Annotated in this window: 17 protein-coding genes; 7 read left to right on the plus strand and 10 right to left on the minus strand. The window is 71.2% G+C overall.

Going from position 1 to position 17,327, the window contains the following annotated elements; translation table 11 throughout:
- Positions 1–3 precede the first annotated feature (3 nt).
- Together ACGF5T_RS34830 and ACGF5T_RS34835 are read left to right on the plus strand one after the other, a co-directional pair.
- On the plus strand, positions 4–1,143 hold the full coding sequence (locus ACGF5T_RS34830; RefSeq protein ID WP_366768960.1) for a protein-L-isoaspartate(D-aspartate) O-methyltransferase: 1,140 nt from the start codon (positions 4–6) through the stop codon (positions 1,141–1,143).
- Between the two features lie 103 nt (positions 1,144–1,246).
- Complete coding sequence (locus ACGF5T_RS34835) at positions 1,247–2,218, plus strand: D-alanine--D-alanine ligase (RefSeq protein ID WP_366768961.1); 972 nt, start codon at positions 1,247–1,249, stop codon at positions 2,216–2,218.
- 554 nt (positions 2,219–2,772) lie between these two features.
- Here the strand turns inward: ACGF5T_RS34835 and ACGF5T_RS34840 are convergent.
- Together ACGF5T_RS34840 and ACGF5T_RS34845 are read right to left on the minus strand one after the other, a co-directional pair.
- Positions 2,773–3,831, minus strand: coding sequence for an Acg family FMN-binding oxidoreductase (locus tag ACGF5T_RS34840; RefSeq protein WP_392890269.1), 1,059 nt, complete (start codon positions 3,829–3,831; stop codon positions 2,773–2,775).
- A gap of 128 nt (positions 3,832–3,959) precedes the next feature.
- Complete coding sequence (locus ACGF5T_RS34845) at positions 3,960–4,658, minus strand: CBS domain-containing protein (RefSeq protein WP_366768962.1); 699 nt, start codon at positions 4,656–4,658, stop codon at positions 3,960–3,962.
- 436 nt (positions 4,659–5,094) lie between these two features.
- Between ACGF5T_RS34845 and ACGF5T_RS34850 the strand changes: the two genes are divergently transcribed.
- Both ACGF5T_RS34850 and ACGF5T_RS34855 read left to right on the plus strand, forming a co-directional pair.
- Complete coding sequence (locus tag ACGF5T_RS34850; protein WP_366768963.1) at positions 5,095–5,550, plus strand: cyclic nucleotide-binding domain-containing protein; 456 nt, start codon at positions 5,095–5,097, stop codon at positions 5,548–5,550.
- Positions 5,551–5,706: 156 nt separating this feature from the next.
- Positions 5,707–6,372 (plus strand): CBS domain-containing protein, encoded by a 666-nt coding sequence (locus ACGF5T_RS34855; RefSeq protein WP_366768964.1) that lies wholly within the window; start codon positions 5,707–5,709, stop codon positions 6,370–6,372.
- Positions 6,373–6,475: 103 nt separating this feature from the next.
- Here ACGF5T_RS34855 and ACGF5T_RS34860 read toward each other — a convergent pair whose 3' ends face one another.
- Both ACGF5T_RS34860 and ACGF5T_RS34865 read right to left on the minus strand, forming a co-directional pair.
- Positions 6,476–6,961 (minus strand): pyridoxamine 5'-phosphate oxidase family protein, encoded by a 486-nt coding sequence (locus ACGF5T_RS34860; protein WP_366768965.1) that lies wholly within the window; start codon positions 6,959–6,961, stop codon positions 6,476–6,478.
- Positions 6,962–7,117: 156 nt separating this feature from the next.
- Positions 7,118–8,185, minus strand: coding sequence for an alcohol dehydrogenase catalytic domain-containing protein (locus tag ACGF5T_RS34865; protein WP_366768966.1), 1,068 nt, complete (start codon positions 8,183–8,185; stop codon positions 7,118–7,120).
- A gap of 344 nt (positions 8,186–8,529) precedes the next feature.
- On the opposite strand from ACGF5T_RS34865, the gene ACGF5T_RS34870 reads away from it, so the two are divergent.
- The 3 genes from ACGF5T_RS34870 to ACGF5T_RS34880 all read left to right on the plus strand — a co-directional run bounded on the left by ACGF5T_RS34870 (position 8,530) and on the right by ACGF5T_RS34880 (position 10,058).
- Positions 8,530–8,736 (plus strand): hypothetical protein, encoded by a 207-nt coding sequence (locus ACGF5T_RS34870; RefSeq protein ID WP_366768967.1) that lies wholly within the window; start codon positions 8,530–8,532, stop codon positions 8,734–8,736.
- Positions 8,730–9,101, plus strand: coding sequence for a hypothetical protein (locus ACGF5T_RS34875; RefSeq protein WP_366768968.1), 372 nt, complete (start codon positions 8,730–8,732; stop codon positions 9,099–9,101). Before ACGF5T_RS34870 ends, ACGF5T_RS34875 begins: the two co-directional genes overlap by 7 nt.
- Before the next feature lie 168 nt (positions 9,102–9,269).
- Positions 9,270–10,058, plus strand: a complete 789-nt coding sequence (locus ACGF5T_RS34880) for an alpha/beta hydrolase (RefSeq protein ID WP_366768969.1) — start codon at positions 9,270–9,272, stop codon at positions 10,056–10,058.
- A gap of 92 nt (positions 10,059–10,150) precedes the next feature.
- Here the strand turns inward: ACGF5T_RS34880 and ACGF5T_RS34885 are convergent, their stop codons facing one another.
- The 6 genes from ACGF5T_RS34885 to ACGF5T_RS34910 form a co-directional block, all read right to left on the minus strand.
- Positions 10,151–10,657: a flavodoxin domain-containing protein gene (locus ACGF5T_RS34885; RefSeq protein WP_366768970.1), complete on the minus strand. Its 507-nt coding sequence runs from the start codon at positions 10,655–10,657 to the stop codon at positions 10,151–10,153.
- Positions 10,658–10,673: 16 nt separating this feature from the next.
- A complete protein-coding gene (locus ACGF5T_RS34890; RefSeq protein ID WP_366768971.1) occupies positions 10,674–11,405 on the minus strand; it encodes a CBS domain-containing protein in 732 nt (243 codons plus the stop codon).
- A 12-nt stretch (positions 11,406–11,417) separates the two neighbouring features.
- Positions 11,418–14,114 carry a GNAT family N-acetyltransferase gene (locus ACGF5T_RS34895; protein WP_366768972.1) on the minus strand — a complete coding sequence of 899 codons (2,697 nt, stop codon included), beginning with the start codon at positions 14,112–14,114 and terminating at the stop codon, positions 11,418–11,420.
- Between the two features lie 148 nt (positions 14,115–14,262).
- Positions 14,263–15,126 (minus strand): universal stress protein, encoded by an 864-nt coding sequence (locus ACGF5T_RS34900; RefSeq protein WP_366768973.1) that lies wholly within the window; start codon positions 15,124–15,126, stop codon positions 14,263–14,265.
- A gap of 5 nt (positions 15,127–15,131) precedes the next feature.
- On the minus strand, positions 15,132–16,154 hold the full coding sequence (gene adhP, locus ACGF5T_RS34905) for an alcohol dehydrogenase AdhP (protein ID WP_366768974.1): 1,023 nt from the start codon (positions 16,152–16,154) through the stop codon (positions 15,132–15,134).
- Between the two features lie 38 nt (positions 16,155–16,192).
- Positions 16,193–17,098, minus strand: a complete 906-nt coding sequence (locus ACGF5T_RS34910; RefSeq protein WP_366768975.1) for a universal stress protein — start codon at positions 17,096–17,098, stop codon at positions 16,193–16,195.
- Between the last annotated feature and the right edge of the window lie 229 nt (positions 17,099–17,327).

A 17,327-nucleotide genomic window follows, 5' to 3' on the forward strand; every position in this document is an offset into this window, starting at 1 on the left:
CCGATGACCGTGAAGTGGCTGCCGCACGCCCGGCGCCTGGCCCACCAGGTCGCCCGGCCGGAATCACGCTGGCATACGGCCGTGGCCAGTGTGCCCCGGCACCAGTTCGTGCCCCGGTGGTGGGAGCCGGACGGTGGCGTATGGCGCCTGCGCACCGGCCTCGAAGACGCCAGCCTCTGGCTCGAGGAGGCGTACCAGGACAAGACCCTCGTGACACAGGTCGGCGCCTGCCACGCCGACACGGCCGGAATCGACAAGGTCCACAACAGCGGTACGCCGACCTCGTCGTCGACGCTGCCCAGCCTCGTCGTCCAGATGTACCGGCACGCCATGATCGACGAGGGCAACCAGGTCCTCGTCACGACCGGATCAGGCTACGGCACAGCCCTGGCCTGCACACGACTCGGCAGCGACCACGTCACGAGCATCGACATCGACGAGCACCTCGTCAGCCTCGCCGAAGAACGCCTCCTGCTCCTCGGCGAAACCCCCCGGCTGGAGGTCTGCGACATCACAGGCCCCCTCCTGCCCGGAAAGTTCGACCGCATCATCTCCACCGTGTCGGTGCGCCCCATACCTGCCTCCTGGCTGACAGCGCTGCGCACCGGCGGCCGGCTCGTCACCACGATCGCCGGCACCGGTCTGATCCTCACCGCCGACAAGACCGCCGACGGCGGGGCCATGGGCCGCATCGAATGGGACCGTGCCGGCTTCATGCGCACCCGACACAGCCACGACTACCCCAAGCCGGCCGACAACCTGTGGGAAAGCGCCGCCGAAGACGACGGCCAGGACATCGCAACCAGCCGCTACCCACTGCTCTACCCACCCGACGCCTGGGACGTCATGTCGATGCTCGAGCTGCAGCTCCCCGGTATCGAGTACCGCAAACAGGAGGACGGCGACACCCGCACGGTGTGGCTGCTGCACCCCGACGGTTCCTGGGCCCGCGCCACAACCACCGGGCACCTCAACGCGCCGACCGTGCACCAGAGCGGCCCACGACGGCTGTGGGAGAACCTGGAGAGGATCCGCAACCGCCTCAACCGGGAAGGCGCCCTGCCCGTCTACGGCGCCAGCGTCACCATCGCCCCCGACGGGACCACCACCCTGGCCCGCGGACCGTGGACGGCCACGCTGTAGACCCTCCACCACTACGGCGCCGACGCGACGGCCAGCCCCCGCCAAGAAGCAGCCGCCGCGCCGGTCCACCACCGCTTCACTCTCGCGTGCAAAGGAGAACGACGTGACAGCGCCAACGGTGCCGGACATCACCACCTTACGGATCGGTGTCCTGTGCGCAGGCAACTCCCCCGAACGGCCCGGTTCCCTCGCCTCCGGCGAGCAAGCAGCCAAGGCTCTCACCCACGCAGGCCTCACCACCGACCTGATCGACCTCGCGGACACCCCTCTGTCCAGCCTCCGCAACCGGTTCGACGTCGCCCTCCTGGGCCTGCACGGCCTGGGCGGAGAAGACGGCAAGATCCAGGGCGCCCTGGAAATCCGCGGCATCCCCTACACCGGCTCCGGTGTCCTGGCATCCGCCCTCGGCATGCACAACCCGACCTTCAAGAAACTCCTCCTCCAGGCCGGCATCGAGACCCCGGCCTGGATCGTGATCGACCCGAAGACCTCCATCGAGTCGACGCTGGCGGCCGTGCGGAACTCCCTCGGCTTCCCCGCCTTCGTCAAGCCGTCCTCCGGCGGCGGCAGCCTCGCCGCCGGCATCGCACACGACGAAGCACAGCTGCGGACGATGATCGAGGCCACCAAGGACGACCCGTACTGCGAGTACATGGTCGAGGAATGCGTGCAAGGCATCCCCTGCACGGTCGGCTTGATCGAGGTCGAAGGACATCTGGTGACGCTCCCCGTACACGACATCGAGCCGAAGAACGACTTCTACGACCACGAGGCCAAGCACATCCCCGACCTGCGCGTCGAGCGCCGCCCGTCGATCCTGCCGGACACGACCACCCAGAACCTGCAGACGCTCGCCCGCCGCGCGTTCGACCTCCTCGGCGCGCACGGTGTGCTCCGCGTCGACTTCCTGGCCAGCTTCCACCACCGCACCACGGTGCTGGAAGTCAACACGCTGCCCGGCCTGTCCGAGTACGGCAGCCTCGCCACCATGGCGCGCGCCGGGGGCATCCCGTACCCCGACCTGATGCAACACCTCGTCAGGACCGCGTTCACCAAACCCGGGTATCTCCCGTAGGAAAGATTGGGACGCATGAGCGTCCCGGTGATCCTCCACCCCGTCCCCTACTACTCGCAGTGGGAGTCCGCCTCGCTGGTACCGGCGTTCACCACCCAGTGAACATGAACTCCCTCAAGGGTCGCCATTCTCGCCGGTCTGGCCAACCGGCGATCAACGTCTATGTTGCGCCCGATACCGCCCAGACGATGGTCCCCGGCCTAGCCGCCGGAGAGTGTGCGGTCACCACACCCTCCTGTCAGTCGACCATTTCGACCACGCCGCCGTAGGCAACGTGCCTTCGCCCAGCTGAACATGCCTTTCGCCTCCCCGACCCGTTCGCGGGGAGGGGGAGGCGGGATGGCGGCTGACGGCGCGAGACGAACGGCGTTGCTCTCGTCCGCGTGCGGCAGCACCGCCACGAAGTCCGCATGACGAGTCGGACGACGGCTACAGCGTCCCGTAGGGCACCACCGACTGTGAAGATGCGCCGGATGCAAGAGCGGCCTGCGGAGGAGTTAGCGAGACCACGCACCGTGCGACGAGGGAACGCAAGAAGCGGACGGCCCTCGGATTCAGCGCATCGGCCCTCGCCGGCCAAAGTCGTCGTCGGTCTCCGATCGCGCCTCTCCTTGGAGTGCCCGGGGTTGCACGTCGAGCACATCCGACACCGGCCGCCGGGGCGTCCGAGGTCCTTTGGGGCCGTATCCCAGTCGTAGCAGCATCTGCGGGTGGCCGGCACCGGTCACCGGATCGCGCAAGAGCCATCGCAGGTCGGGCCGTTCAAGGGGCTGTGTGGCCAGGGAACCGACCAGACCTTCGGCTGTGGCCAGCAGCAGAACACGTTCCATGGCCTGGCCGGCCCGTAGCCAGTCCTCCGGGCGGTCGTGAGTCGTGCTGACGCAAGCCAGCTGGGGTGCCGCTTCGAAGACCGCGGTGCCCCGCCCCGCCACGCGGCGTGTGCCCGCGAAGTCCCGCAGGGGCGCCCGACCCCCGCTTCTGACGGGGCCGAAGGCGTAGTCCGGGACGCCGTCGTCCGTACAGTTCACCGACGGAGCGTCGGTGCGGGTCCACTCCGCCAGTTCCCGTTCGGACGCGCGGTCGGTGAGACCGCGTGCCCCGGCCTCCCGCACGAGATCCAGCACATGCTGTAGATGCCAGGGGGCGGGGAAGGTCAGGATGGCGCCTTCGCGACGGGCGGCCTCGACCAGCTCGCCGCGCAGGTCTTCCGGGATGCGCTTTTCCTCGAACGGGAAACGGCTGCTGTGCCGCTCGGTGATGGCCGGGTGCAGCGCGGCGAGGTCGCTGTCGTCGCCTCCCGGGCCGGTCAGCCGCACTATCGCGAGGAGCGCCCGATCTTCGGGGCGGGGCAGCAGCCGCGTTTCCGCGTGCCAGCCGTCGTGGGCCACGGCTACCCGCAGGTTCAGCAGGGCGGCGCCGCAGCCGATGTGCAGGCCGCGGGCGCGTGGGTCGGAGTACGGCATGACGCGCTCGAAGTCGGCGTACAACTCGAACGTACGCGTTTGACGCACGTAGCGGAAACGCCACGGCTGCGCGTTGTGCATCGAGGGCGCGGCGACAGCGTCACCGACCAGACTGATCACGTGTTCGTCGGATGGTGGTCGAACGTTCACCGGTATCCATCTCCTGAGTCCGTTCGTCACCGGGCGAGACCTTGCTAGGCGCCCGGCCGCCGTTGCCTCCGCGGGTGCGACTGGCGCCGCCACCGTCGCTGCCTGCGGGCCGCGTCGCGGGAGCGCTGTCACGGCCCGCTCGGCCGATCGGCCGCCAGGTCGGGCTCGAGCGCCGGCCGGTGGCGGGACCCGGCCAGCTCACAGCGGACGTCGACCACGCCCTCGACCGAGCGCACCAGCCGCTCGACCAGCGGGACGACCGACGTGTCGCGGACCCGTCCGGCCAGTGTGACCACGCCCTCATGGACCTCGACCCGGACCGGACCGATACCGTCCGGAAGGCGGCCGCCGACGACCTCGTGCCGGACCTCCTCAGCGATCTCCGGGTCGGGCCGGAGGAAGACCCTGAGCAGATCGCCACGACTCACGATCCCCCGCAGCACGCCGTCGGCGTCGACGACGGGCAGGCGTTTGACTCCACGCCGCGCCATGACGCGGGCAGCCCCGGCCAGGGTCTCGTCGGGGCGCGCCGTGACGGCGGGGGACGTCATCAGATCCGTCGCGGTAACCCCGCGTGCCTTGTCGTGGGCCGGGACGGGCCCGGTCCTCGGGTGCACGTCTTGGTCGCTGTCGCGGAACTCCTCCTTGCGCAGCAGGTCGGCCTCGGAGACGACGCCGACCACCCGGTTCCTCTCGTCGATGACGGGGAGCGCACTGATCCGCTGCGTTCGCATGGTCCGCACAATTTCCTTGAACCTCGCCCCGGCGGCCAGCGCCACGACGGAACGGGTCATGACGTCACTCACGGTGTATACGGAGCCGTACATCGCTTCCTCCCGCACGTGTGGGCGGTGTTCTCCACGTGTCCAGGATCGGCCTGTCCAACCTGCGGCGGCTTGGGCCGAATGGGCCGTATCAGAGGGCCACCCGCCCTGCCGTCCCTCGGTCCGTGAGAAGTGGTTCTCCGTCCTGCCCTTCTTGCTCTTCGCCGCCTGACACTCACGGCACATGAGCCTGCGCTTTTCGTCGCAGGCCAGCGCTGGGGGCCGTTTGACCCTGCGATGGGGCCCGGGTGACCCGTGCCGCAGCAGCCGCCTGTCGTACAGGCTCAAAGCAGGAGCCTTGAGGAAGGCCGGGAATACACCTCCGGCAGCTCTCGCCGGTCTCGAGCCGGACTGGGCGCTCGACATGACGCGCACCGTCACGGCGAGTGCTTGGTCACACGTCACCGAACTACGAGCCACACGAGGCGAAGGGGACAGGATGATGATCAACAACATCACCACGGCTCTGGCCGTCGGCCACCGAGACCGGCTGATGCGCACTGCCCGCGAAGTCTCTTTCGAGGCGGGCACCCGACTGTTCGAAGAGGGCCGGCCGGCCGACCGGTTCTGGGTCATCCGCAGCGGCACCGTCACGCTCGACTCGCGGGTTCCCGGCCGGCGGGCCGCCGCCATCGAGTCGGTGAGTCACGGGGAACTCCTCGGCTGGTCCTGGCACTTTCCCCCGTACCAGTGGCAGCTGGGCGCCCAGGCGCTGAGCCCGGTGAGGGCCTGGGAATTCGACGCGGAGGCCGTGCGGGCCCTGTGCGCCCGCGATCCGGAGTTCGGGCGGGCCGTCGCCGCCTGGGTCGGCTCCGTGGTCGCCCACCGCTTGCAGGCAGCGCGGATTCGCCTGCTCGATCTGTACGCGCCCTACGGCAGCGGGCACCGGGTGTGAGTACGTCGCCCTGCACCGTCAGCCGAGCCGGTCGTGGCGCGCGGAGACACCGGGTGTCCACCGCTTCGGTCCTGGACCAGCGCGGCTGCTGAACCCGGAAAACGAAGCCTTACAGAAACCGTCGTCGGCACACGCGGCGCATCGAGGAGGAACCTCATGTCACATGGTCCGCATCTCGTGAGCGATGTCATGACGCACACCGTCGTGGCCGTGGGCCGCGGCGCCTCGTTCAAAGAGATCGTCGAGCTCATGCAGCAGTGGAAGATCAGTGCCCTGCCCGTGCTGGAGGGCGAGGGGCGTGTCGTCGGTGTCGTGTCGGAGGCAGATCTGCTGCCCAAAGAAGAGTTCCGCGACAGCGACCCTGACCGCTTCACGCAGTTGAGGCGGCTGCCCGACCTGGCCAAAGCGGGCGCACTGACCGCGGGCGAACTGATGAGTACACCGGCCGTCACCGTCCACGCCGACGCCACACTGGCGGAAGCCGCCCGGGTCATGGCACAGCGGCAGGTCAAGCGGCTGCCCGTCACAACCGCCGAGGGGCTTCTCGAAGGCGTGGTCAGTCGCGCCGATCTCCTGAAGGTCTTCCTGCGGTCCGACGAGGAACTCGCCGCCGAGATCCGCCAGGAGATCGTCTCCCCCCTCTTCGCCGCCTCTGGGCAACCTGTCCAGGTCCGCGTCTCCGGCGGCAGGGTGACGCTCAGCGGCCGCATGCGGGACACCTCGTTGGTGCCCGTGGCCGCCCGCCTGGTCCACGCGGTCGAGGGAGTGGTCGGTGTCGAGTTCGATCCGTCGAACGGCGATGTGGTGCGTCAGGCGGACTGACACGCCGGGCACGAAGCAGGACGCGCGACGCGCTTTCCGATCAAGGGTATTCGGAGGCGCGTCGCGAGTGCTTCGACCGGGAGCCAGCCCTCGGCCCGCAGGGTCAGTGTTCCTTCGTCGTCGGTGGTTCGGACGTCCGCGCCGAAACCGACGGCGGCATGTCCATACCGTAAAGAGTGCGCCCGCCGACCAGCTCCCGGCCGGTGACCAGTTCCGGCTCGATGCGCACGAAGACTTCCACGGGCCAGGGCACCCACGACCGAGGGCCGATGCGGACCAGGTGCATATGCTCGTCAGGGTCGGTCACCACCGAGGCCGGGCCGGTGACGACAACGCTCCAGCCGCTGTGCGCCGCAGCGTCGACCTCGTCGGCTTCGAAGGCGACCACGGCGCCGTCGATGGCGCGGACCAGCTCAGAAGAGGCCGACGTGCGCAACAGCACGGCACCGCTCTCCTCCAGGAGGAAGTTGACCGGCAGGACGGCAGGCAGGGCTTCGCGTGTGTGCACGATGCGGCCCACCACCGCTGTGGCCAGCCGGCTCAGGCTCTCCTGCCGGTTCAGTTCGCGAAATCCGTCGTTGCGGTACATCAGCCGGTCGTCTTTCCGTGTGTCGTCCGGTGCGCGGACTCCCATCCTTCACGGCGTGAGCGGCCGGCGGCGAGGGCCATCAGTCCCTGATCTGTCGCGGGACGGCCCTCGTCCCTGTGGGCCCGCCCTCCGACGTATCCGCCGGTGCCGCGTTCACTATGCGGTGGCCTCGACGACCTCACGTCGTGGTCCGCCCAGCACGACCTTCAGTGCGCCGGTGTCGGCGGCGCGGGCGAAGACGTCGTACGCCTCCTGCATGCGGTCGAGCGGGAAGGTGTGGGTGACCAGCCCGGCGGCGGGCAGGCGGCCGGCGGCCGCCATCCGCAACAGCGTGGGCGTGGAGTGGGTGTCCACCAGACCCGTGGTGATGGTGACGTTTTTGATCCAGAGGTCTTCGAGGTGCAGGGTCACGGGCTTGCCGTGGACGCCGACGTTGGCGACGCGTCCTCCGGGCCGCACCATGCGGGTGCACATCTCGAAGGTCTCGGGCACCCCCACCGCCTCGATGGCGACGTCCGCACCGAGCCCTTCGGTCAGGTCGGCGACCAGCTGCTCGGGGCTTTCCTGGGCAGCGGCGACCGCGTCCGCCCCGGCCTTGCGGGCGGCTTCCAACCGGGCTGTGGCCACGTCCACGGCGACGATCCGCTCGGGTGCCAGAAGCCGGGCCGTGGCGATGGCGGCCAGACCCACCGGGCCGGCGCCGACCACCACGACGGTGTCCCCGGGACGGACTCGGCCGTTGAGCACACCCACCTCGTAGCCGGTCGGGAAGATGTCCGCCAGCAGCACGGCGTCCTGGTCGGTGACGTTCGCGGGCAGGGGGTGCACGGAGAAGTCCGCGTGCGGCACACGTACGTACTCGGCCTGGGTGCCGTCGATGAGGTGTCCGAGGACCCAGCCGCCACCGCCCCGGCACTGCCCGTACATGGCTTCCCGACAGTAGCGGCACCGTCCGCAGGCGCTGATGCAGGAGATCAGTACCCGGTCCCCCGGTCGCACCGAACGGACGTCCCGGCCGGTCTCGACGACCTCCCCGACCGCCTCGTGGCCGAGGACCGTCCGCGGCCGGACCTCGGGCACGTCGCCCTTCAGGATGTGCAGGTCCGTTCCGCAGACGGTGACGGCATCGACCCGCACGATCGCGTCCGTGGAATCACTCAGAACCGGATCGGCTGTCTCTTCCCAGGCGGCCTCTCCAGGGCCGTGGAAGACATATGCCTTCATGTGTTCTCACCCTCTCGCTGTCCGCGGCGGAAACCGGGAGACTGCGAACGGCGCCAGCAGATGCGGTACGGGTCGCCGTCATCACGGGTTTTCGGCTCTTGCTTCCCACCGTGCCTCTCTCCCTGCGCCGTGGCTTGGGCCGGACGGCCCCCGCGCTTCGCCGGCCGGTCCCGTCCGCTCACCGGCCACTCATCCGGTCACGTGCCCGTACACGCATCTCTCGGGGATCCCTTCGCGAGCGTGCGAGGCAGGCCGGTCGGTCTCTGGAGGCACCGGACGGCCCATGACATCGGCACGGGCCGACTGCCAGATTCGGAGGAGCTACGGACGAGGAGGTGGAGCTGATGGGAGTGTACGGAACTGCGCGGAAGTGGCTGTGGCGCTGGCGCAGCAATCCCCTGCGGCGGCACGACGACGTCATCGAAGCCTGGATGGTGCTGGTGACGTGGGCGGTCATCGTGGGCGGAGGAGCTGTCGCCGGACTGGTGACGGCTCAGACGGCTTCGCCCGGGAGCGTGCCGAACTGGACCCCGTACGGGCCGTCGTGCTGACGAACGCCGTGCGCGGCCCCGCGTCGGACGAAAGCTCGTCCCACCGGACCTCCGCGACCGTCCGCTGGCCGCACTCGGACGGCACCTACCGCATCGGCCGGACGCTGGTGAGCAGCCAGGTACGGCCCGGCGCGCACGTCACGGTCTGGGTCGACGCCCGCGACAAGCTCGCCTCCCCGCCGGCCGGACCGGTCGACGCCCTCGTTTCGTCCGTGCTGCTCGGTCTCGGCTCTGCCTTCGTCCTCGCCGGTGCCGCTTTCGGTACGGCATCCCTCGCCCGGCGGCGCCTCGACCGACGGCGCATGGCCCAGTGGGACGCGGAGTGGCGGCTTGTCGGTCCGCGGTGGAGCCAGAGAGCGGGCTGAACCGTCGGCGGGCGGAACGTGCCCTGTCCTCTCGGCCCCCGGCAAGGCCCGACCGGCCCTCGTCCCCGAGGGCCGGTCGCCTCTGGTGCGGGCCGCGGCGGCGCGTTGCACTGGTACTAGGGCGGCGCAGCCCACAACGCCGCCGCAGTACGGAGGAGGTGGCGGCGCATGCGTTACCACACCCCCACGGGCGGCCCGACCTATCGGCCCGTCGATGTCGAGCGCACTGTGATTCCCGCGCACGGTCGCGACCGCCATGAGGGAGGCCACTGCGCCCTGAATGACGTCCGCGCGACGACCGCCGTCGACTCACCGGCCATCGAGCAGGCTCCCTGCCGCTACCCTGCGCGGGACCACGCTGTGACGGTGTCCGCCGGGTCGGCGGAACTGACCGGGTGGCTGGCCGTGCCCGTGGCGGCCCGGGGCGTGGTCCTGCTCACGGGTGACTGTGCCAGGCAGGACTTCACCGCCGCGCTGCACCGCGCCGGCCTGGGCACCTTGTCACTGAGCCTGTGGGAGACAGGGCGGCCGGCAGAGAGGCGCAACGTCTTCGATGTCGTCATGGTGGCTCGCCGCCTGGGTGCGGCCTGCGACTGGCTGCACGAGCGCACCAGCCTCCCCGTGGGGTGTACGGCCAGCGGCACGTCGGCGGCCGCAGCGCTTGAGGCCGCTGCGGAACACGACACCCTGCGTGCGGTGGTCTCCGTCAGCGGGCGGCCAGGACTTGCCTGCCCGTCCGCGCTGGTACGGGTGTCCATTCCCGTTCTGCTGGTCACCGGTGACCTCGACCAGCCACTGCTCAGCCGTAATCGCCTGGCCGCCGACTGGCTGCGCTGTCCCCACCGCGTAGTCGAGATACCGGGCGTCGCCGATCCCGTCTCCTCGGACGCTGCCCTGCACCACGTCCTGTGGCTGACGACCGGCTGGTTCACCGACCATGTGGCCAGGCGCGCCTGAGCATCCACGCCGTCGGCTCGTGGTCATGACCGTGCCCCCGACGCCGCGACACCGGACGTCGGGGGCACGCCATGCCGTACCGCCATTGTTGTTCACCGGTGCGCCATGGCACCGAGTTCCTGCGCCAGGCCCGCTGCCCAGTGCTCGATCGCGGCGAAGTCGCGGAAGTCACCGCCCTTGCCATTGCGAAGGATCATGCGGGCGATGCGGCCTTGCGCGCCCTCGGTGAGGCAACCGCCGAAGGTGACATGCCCGCGGGCGTCGAGCCTGGCCATGGCCCTCTTGACACCTGGAACGGGCGGAATGTCCCGCTGCGAGGCCGTCGAGTCGAGCGGTCCGGAGCTGAAGAACCACACCGGCCGGTGCGCCAGAGCTCCGCGGTGCCGCCGTACGAAGCGCCTGGCGTCCTTGTGCCAGCGCCCGGCGTACAGGGCTCCGCCGACCACCACAGCCTCATAGCGGTCCAGATCCGTCACCGACCGGGCGGGCAGCACCTCGGCCGTGATCCCCGTCGTCCGCAGCACCTCCGCCACGGTCTCGGCGATCTCCTGCGTCGATCCGTTGGCTGTCCCGTAGGCGACCAGCACCTTCTGCTCCATGGTGGTCCGCCTCCTCTCACAGGCGCCGCAGCCAGTCATCCGCGACGCCGCCCGGCACGCGCGTGTCGTTCCGGAACTCGATGTCGTCGAAGCGGTGGGTGAGCCTGTCCACGACGTCGACGACTCCGTCGGTCCTGCGGGTCATGGCCACCGCTATCTCGGTTTCGCTCTTCCGCTCCAGCTGTCCTTCCAGCGTGACGACTCCCTCCGTGACGGTGACGTCGACGCTGCCGTTGACCAGCCACAGTCCGCGTTGCAGCACCTCGCGGATCACTTCCTCGCGGATCTCCGCGTCGGGTCGCAGGAAGGTCTGCAGCAGGTCGTGCCGGGTGACGATGCCGACCAGGCGGTCGTCCTCGTCGAGTACCGGGAGCCGGTTCACCCGGTGCTCGACCATGGTGCGGGCGGCCTCCACGACGGTGTCCTCGGCGTGCACGCTGACGGCGGGCGCGGTCATCAGGCGGCCGGCCGTGCGCGCCCGGGCCTTGGCCGCCTGCCGGCGGGCGCGCGGTGTCAGCCGTGCGAGGCGGAACCGCGGGGGCGGCTCGTAGGCGAGCGGCGTCGCGGCCTGATGGAGCATCAGGTCCGTCTCGGAGACGACACCGATGACGTGCTGGTCGTCGTCCACCACGGGCAGTCCGCTGACGCGGTGTTCCGAGAGCAGCCCGGCGACGGCCTTGAAGGGGGTGCCGTACTCGGCGCGGATCACCTGGGTGGTCATCACGGAGCCGACCTTCTGGTTCCTCATGTCTGTTCCTCCTCAGCGCAGTCGGCGCAGATAGGGGTCCTGCGGCCGACGGGGCAGCAGGCGTATCCGCGCGTCGAGAACGGTGATCCCGCCGGGTGTGGCGAGGACCGGGTTGAAATCGGCTTCGGCGAGCTGCGGCAGGTCCACGGCCATCCTGGACAGCCGGTGGAGTACCTGTTCCAGCCCCTCCAGGTCGACGGGGCCGCCGCCTTGCGTGCCGAAGAGCAGGGGGGCGCAGCGCGGGGCGGTGATCAGGTCGTGCACATCCTGGCCGGTGAGCGGGGCGAGGCGGGCGGCGTGGTCGGCGAGCACCTCGGTCGCCGTGCCCCCCAGGCCGAAGACGACGAGGGGGCCGAAGACGCCGTCCTGGACGACGCCGGCGAACAGCTCGGTGCCGCGGGATGCGAGTGGCTGGACGACGACTCCGGTCATGAGTCCTTCGAAGCGGGTTCGCAGGTCCTCGAAGGCCGTGCGTACTTGAGCCTCGTCACGCAGGTCGAGGTGTACGGCGTGCTGGAGGCTCTTGTGCACGAGTCCGGGCCAGTGTGCCTTGAGGACCACTCGGCCGTCGGTGCCGCGCAGGCGCTCGGCGGCGCGTACGGCGTCGTCCTCGGTCTCGGCCCAGGCCCAGGGCAGCTGAGGGATGCCGTAGCAGGAGAGGAGTTCGGCGCAGGCACGCGGGTCGAGCCAGCCTCCTTCCGGTCGCCGGCCGAGGAAGTCGTTGGCCAGGGCGTTCGCGCGGGAGGTGACGATGTCGTCCAGAGCCAGCACGGTGCCGACGGGCCGGGCGAGCCAGGCGGCCCGTCGGGCGGCGTGGGCCAGCGCCCGTGCCGCCGCCTGCGGTTCGGCGTACGAGGGGATCGCCTCGCCGTCGGTGACGGGAAGCAGGGTGACCGGCAGGTCCTGTTCCAGGCGTACGACGATGACGGGCTTGGCCCGGCGGCCGGGCCCTCGGGTGACGGCCCGGACCAGGTCGTCGCCCGTCGCGGCGGCGACCGCGGTGGGGACGAGGGCCACCAGGACCGCGTCGACGGCCGGGTGGCCCGCGAGCCGCTCGACGCACGTGTGCAACGCGTCCTCGGTCACGGCTGCGGTGGCGTCCACGGGGTTGCCGGCGCTCGCGCCGGCGGGCAGCAGGGCGAGCAGGTCGTCGGCCAGTTCGGGGCTGGGCGGGTTGAGGGTCAGGCCCGCTTCGGCGCAGGCGTCGGCGGCCAGGACTCCCGCGCCGCCGGCGTTGGTGAGCACGGCGACGCGGGTGCCGGCCGGCAGCGGCTGTGCGTGCAGCAGGGCCGCCGCTTCCAGCAGCTCGCCGACGGAGCGGGTCGCGGTGACGCCGGCCTGGGTGAACAGTGCCTGGCGGGTCATCGTCCCGGTGGCCGCGGCGGCGGTGTGCGAGGCGGCGGCGCGGCGGCCGGCGTCGGTGCGTCCGGCATCGACGGTCAGTACCGGCATGCGCCGGGTAACCCGCCGGGCAGTGCGGGAGAAGGCCCGCGGGTTGCCGAAGGACTCCAGGTGGAGCACGGCGAGGTCGGTGTGGCCGTCGCTCTCCCACCACTGGAGCAGGTCATTGCCGCTGACGTCGTACTTGTCGCCGAGCGAGGCGAACGTGGAGACGCCGATGCCCAGCCGGGACAGTCCCTCCAGCAGGGCGATGCCGATGCCGCCGGACTGTACGGCGACCCCGGCGGCCCCGGCGCGGGGGTGTGCGGCGGCGAAGGTGGCGTCGAAACGGTACCCGGGGGCGGTGTTGGACACGCCGAGGCAGTTGGGGCCGACCAGGCGCATCCCGTGGGTCCGGCAGGCGGTGAGCAGGGCCTCGGCCTGCTCCGTGTCCAGTCCGGCGGAGACCACGACGAGGGCGCGTGCGCCCGCCTTGCCGCACTCCTCGGCGACGGCCGGCACGGTCCCGGCCGGGCTCGCCACGACGACCAGGTCAGGGACGACGGGAAGGGCACCGACAGAGGGGTAGGACGGCACCCCGAGGGTGCCGGTGGTGGCGGGATCGACCGCGAACAGGCGGCCGGTGAAGCCGTCCTCGTGAAGGTGGTGCAGCAGGGCGCGTCCCACCGAGCCCGGACGGCGGCCGGCCCCGACGACGGCGATGGAGCGCGGCTTCAGCAGCGGCTCCAGGCTGGCCACGTCGGCGGTCCGTCCCCGAGCCTCCGAGGCCGCCAGGTAGGTCTCGTCGACGTGCAGGTCGATGGCGCAGTGCACCTCGGGACCGTCGAAGTGCCGGGTCGCGGTGAGGCCGAGGTCGGCGAAAAGTCGCATGATCTCGTGGTTGTCGCTGAGGGCGTCGGCGGTGAAGGCGGTGATGCCGTCGGTCCGGGCGGCCGAGACGAGGTGTTCGACGAGCAGGGTTCCTACGCCCCGGTGGTGCAGGCCGTCGGCGACCGCGACGGCGAGTTCGGCGGTGTGCGGCGCGTCGGCGGCGGCGTGGTACTCGACGAGGCCGAGGACCTGTCCGGCGCGTTCGGCGAGCAGGGCCCGGTGTCCGCGCCGGGCCGGCGCGCACACGGTGTCCGCGGCCAGGCCGGCGGATCGGGAGCCGGCTGAGAAGAAGCGCAGGCGGCGGTTGTCCGGTGACATCTCCGCGTAGAGCCCCTCCAGTTGGTCGTGGTCCCCGGGCTCGACGGCCCGGATACGGACGGTGGTGCCGTCCGTGAGCAGCGCGTGGACTGCGGGGCGGTGTGGCGTGTCGTCCTTCATGACGGTTCTCCTTCGAGCCGCTCGGGTCCTTTGGCCTGTCGAGCGTCTGTCACGACGTCGCTCGCGCCCAGGGACCGACCGGGGATGCCCGCAGGGCCGGTCGGTCCCCGGTCTCCCGCCGGTCGTCCCGGGCGGCACCTCCGGGCGATCACGCCGTGTCGGGTACGACCGCGACCGGACAGGCAGAGTGGTGCAGGAGCGTGTGGGCGACCCGGCCGAGGCGGTGCCCGAACTGCCCTGGACGCCGTCGGCCGAGGACCAGCAGGTCCGCCTCGTGCGAGGCGGTCAGCAGCACTCGGCGGGCGGGTCCCTCGGCCGTGTGACGGCGCAGGCGTACGTCCGCCAGGGCGTCGGCGAGCGCGGCCTCCAGTTCCTTGGCCGCCCGTTCCTCGTGCACCCGCTCGGGCCTGCCCGCGAGCAGCGGGTGGTCGACCGTGTCGTGGGTGGGGCATCGCCATGCCCGTACCGCGTCCAGGGCGGCGCCGCGCCGCCGGGCCTCCTCGTAGGCGAAGCGCACCGCCGCGGTGGGTGCGTCGGCCACGCCGACGACTATGCGGCCGCGCCGGCCGCCGGCGGCCCGGTTGTCGTGGTTTCCGCGGATCACGATGACCGGACAGTCCGCCGTGGTGGCCACGGCCAGGCTGACGGAGCCGAGCAGGAGGTCGGCGAGATCGCCGCGCCCGCGGGTGCCCACGATCACGGCGGAGGCGTTGCGCGCTTCGCGCAGGAGGACGTACTCCGGTTCCTCGGCCACCGCCGCGGTGGTGACGGCGAGGTCCGGATGGTGACGACGGGCTCGGCGGGTGGCGACGACGAGGATGTCGTCGGAGGTGACGTGACCGGACGGCTTACCGAGTTCGCGGGCGAGGGAAGCGCCCTCGTAGCGGTCCCAGCGGTAGGCGTGGACGATCCGCAGGGGTACTCCGTGCAGGGCGGCCTCGTCGGCCGCCCAGTCGACGGCCCGCAAGCTCGACTCGGAGCCGTCGACTCCGACGACCATGGGCAGGTACATCGTTCTCAGCCTCCCGCGTTGAGATCGAACACGATCCGGGCCTTGACCTGGCCGCCGAGGACCTCTTCGATGCAGTCGTTGACGGCGGCGAGCGGACGGGTCTCCCGGATGACCTTCGTGCGGCCCTCGGCGTGGAGCTGGAAGACCTCGGCGAGATCCTGCCGGGTGCCGACGATGGAGCCGATGACCGAGGTGCCGTTGAGGACGGTGTCGAAGATCGGGACCTGGAGGGTGCCGTGCGCCGGCAGGGCCACCATGACGAGTTTCCCGCCGCGCCGCAGACCGGAGTTGACGGCCTGGAACGCGGCCGGGTTCACCGCGAGGGCGAGGGCGGCATGCGCACCGCCGTGTCGTTTCAGCTCGGCGCCGACGTCCTGGGTGCGGGCGTCGATGACGATGTCCGCGCCGAGTTCCCGGGCCAGTTGCAGCTTGTCGTCGGTGACGTCGATCGCGGCGACCCGGGCTCCGGCGATCTTCGCGTACTGCACCGCGAGGTGCCCGAGTCCGCCCACGCCCGAGATGGCGACGAGCTGAGCGGGCCGGACGTCCGCGACCTTCAGCGCCTTGTAGGTGGTGACGCCCGCGCAGGTGAGCGGGGCGGCGTCGAGGGCGCTGACGCCCTCGGGCACCGGCTGGGCGAAGTCGGCCCAGGCCAGCATCTTCTCGGCGTACCCGCCGTCGCAGCCGTACCCGGTGTTGACCTGGTCCTCGCACAGGGTCTCCCAGCCGGACCGGCAGTGCTCGCACCGTCCGCACGCCTTGCCGAGCCAGGGCACGGCGACGCGTTGTCCGACGGCGAGGTGGGACACGCCGGCGCCCAGCTTCTCGACCAGGCCGACGCCCTCGTGCCCGGGGACGAACGGCGGGGTGGGCTTGACCGGCCAGTCGCCGTGCGCGGCGTGGATGTCGGTGTGGCACAGGCCGGATGCCTCGACGGCTACGAGCACCTGCCCCGGACCGGGCTCCGGATCGGGCCTGTCCTCGATGACCAGGGGCTTGCCGAACTCCCGGACGACCGCTGCCTTCATGGTCCTGCTCCTTCTGTGCTTGCCTTCGGCGGGCCGCGTCAGTCGTGCGCGACGACGGCGACGGGGGTGGTGGCGTGGTGCATGACCGCGTGGGCCACGGCGCCGATGTGCATGCCGAACGGGCTGCGGCGGATGCGGCGGCCGACGACGACGAGGGACGCCTCGTGGGCCGCGTCCACGAGGTGGTTGGCGGGGCTGCCGAGCCTGGACTGTTCGGTCACCTCGACGTCCGGGTACTTCTCCCGCCACGGCCGGAGCGCTTCGGTGAGGGCGGCGGCCTGCTCGCGGATGATGTCCTCGCGGGGGTCGACGCCGGCGGCCAGGCTGTAGACGTAGTAGGGCGGCAGGCTCCAGCCCGTGACGACGGTCAGCGTGGCCTCTCGGCGCCGGGCTTCCTCGAACGCGAAGGTGATGACCGTCTCGTCGGGGCTGTCAGTGTCCAGCCCCAGGACCACGGGCCGGAAGCCGGTGGCGGCGGACGGTATGCCAGTGGGGTCCTTGACGTGTTCGTCGGCGGCCTGTTCACCGGCCCGGACGAGAACAACCGGCACCTCGGCACGTGCGACCACGGACTGGCCGACGGACCCGATCAAGAAGCCCGTGAGGCCGCTCAGGGCACGCGATCCCAGCACCAGCAGTTCCGCGTCGCGAGCGGCTTCGAGCAGCACCTCCGCCGGGGTCCCGGCCCGCTGCTCGGTGGTCACCTCGACGCCGGGGTGTCGAAGCCTCAGCCCCTCGGCGGCTTCCCGCGGGATGCGCTCGGTCCAGTGCTGGTGTGTTTCGGCGCCGAGGAGCGGGGCCTGGGTCATGGGCTCCGGTACCGGCTGCCACACGTGGACCAGTCGTACGGGCATCTGACGCAGCGCGGCTTCGCGGGCCGCCCACTCTGCGGCTGCCCGGCTCTCGGACGAGCCGTCGAGTCCTACGGTGATCGTGCGGGCCATGCCGGCCACCTCCTGTGTCATTGGTTCTGTTCTCAGCGTCTCTTCGGGCGGTCCCGCGGGGCAGGGGCCTGAGGTCCCGGAGTGGGGCCGACGGTCCCTGCCGACAGGCTGGTGGGGCGGGTCCTTGGGGTGGTCCCGCCCCCACCAGTCGTGTTCAGCGCAGCCACGCGTGGTCGCGGACGATCGGGAGCCGCGCCCACAGCCGGCCCAGCCCGAAGACGTTCCCGGC

This window comes from Streptomyces sp. NPDC047853 (assembly GCF_043204535.1).
Taxonomy (GTDB): domain Bacteria; phylum Actinomycetota; class Actinomycetes; order Streptomycetales; family Streptomycetaceae; genus Streptomyces.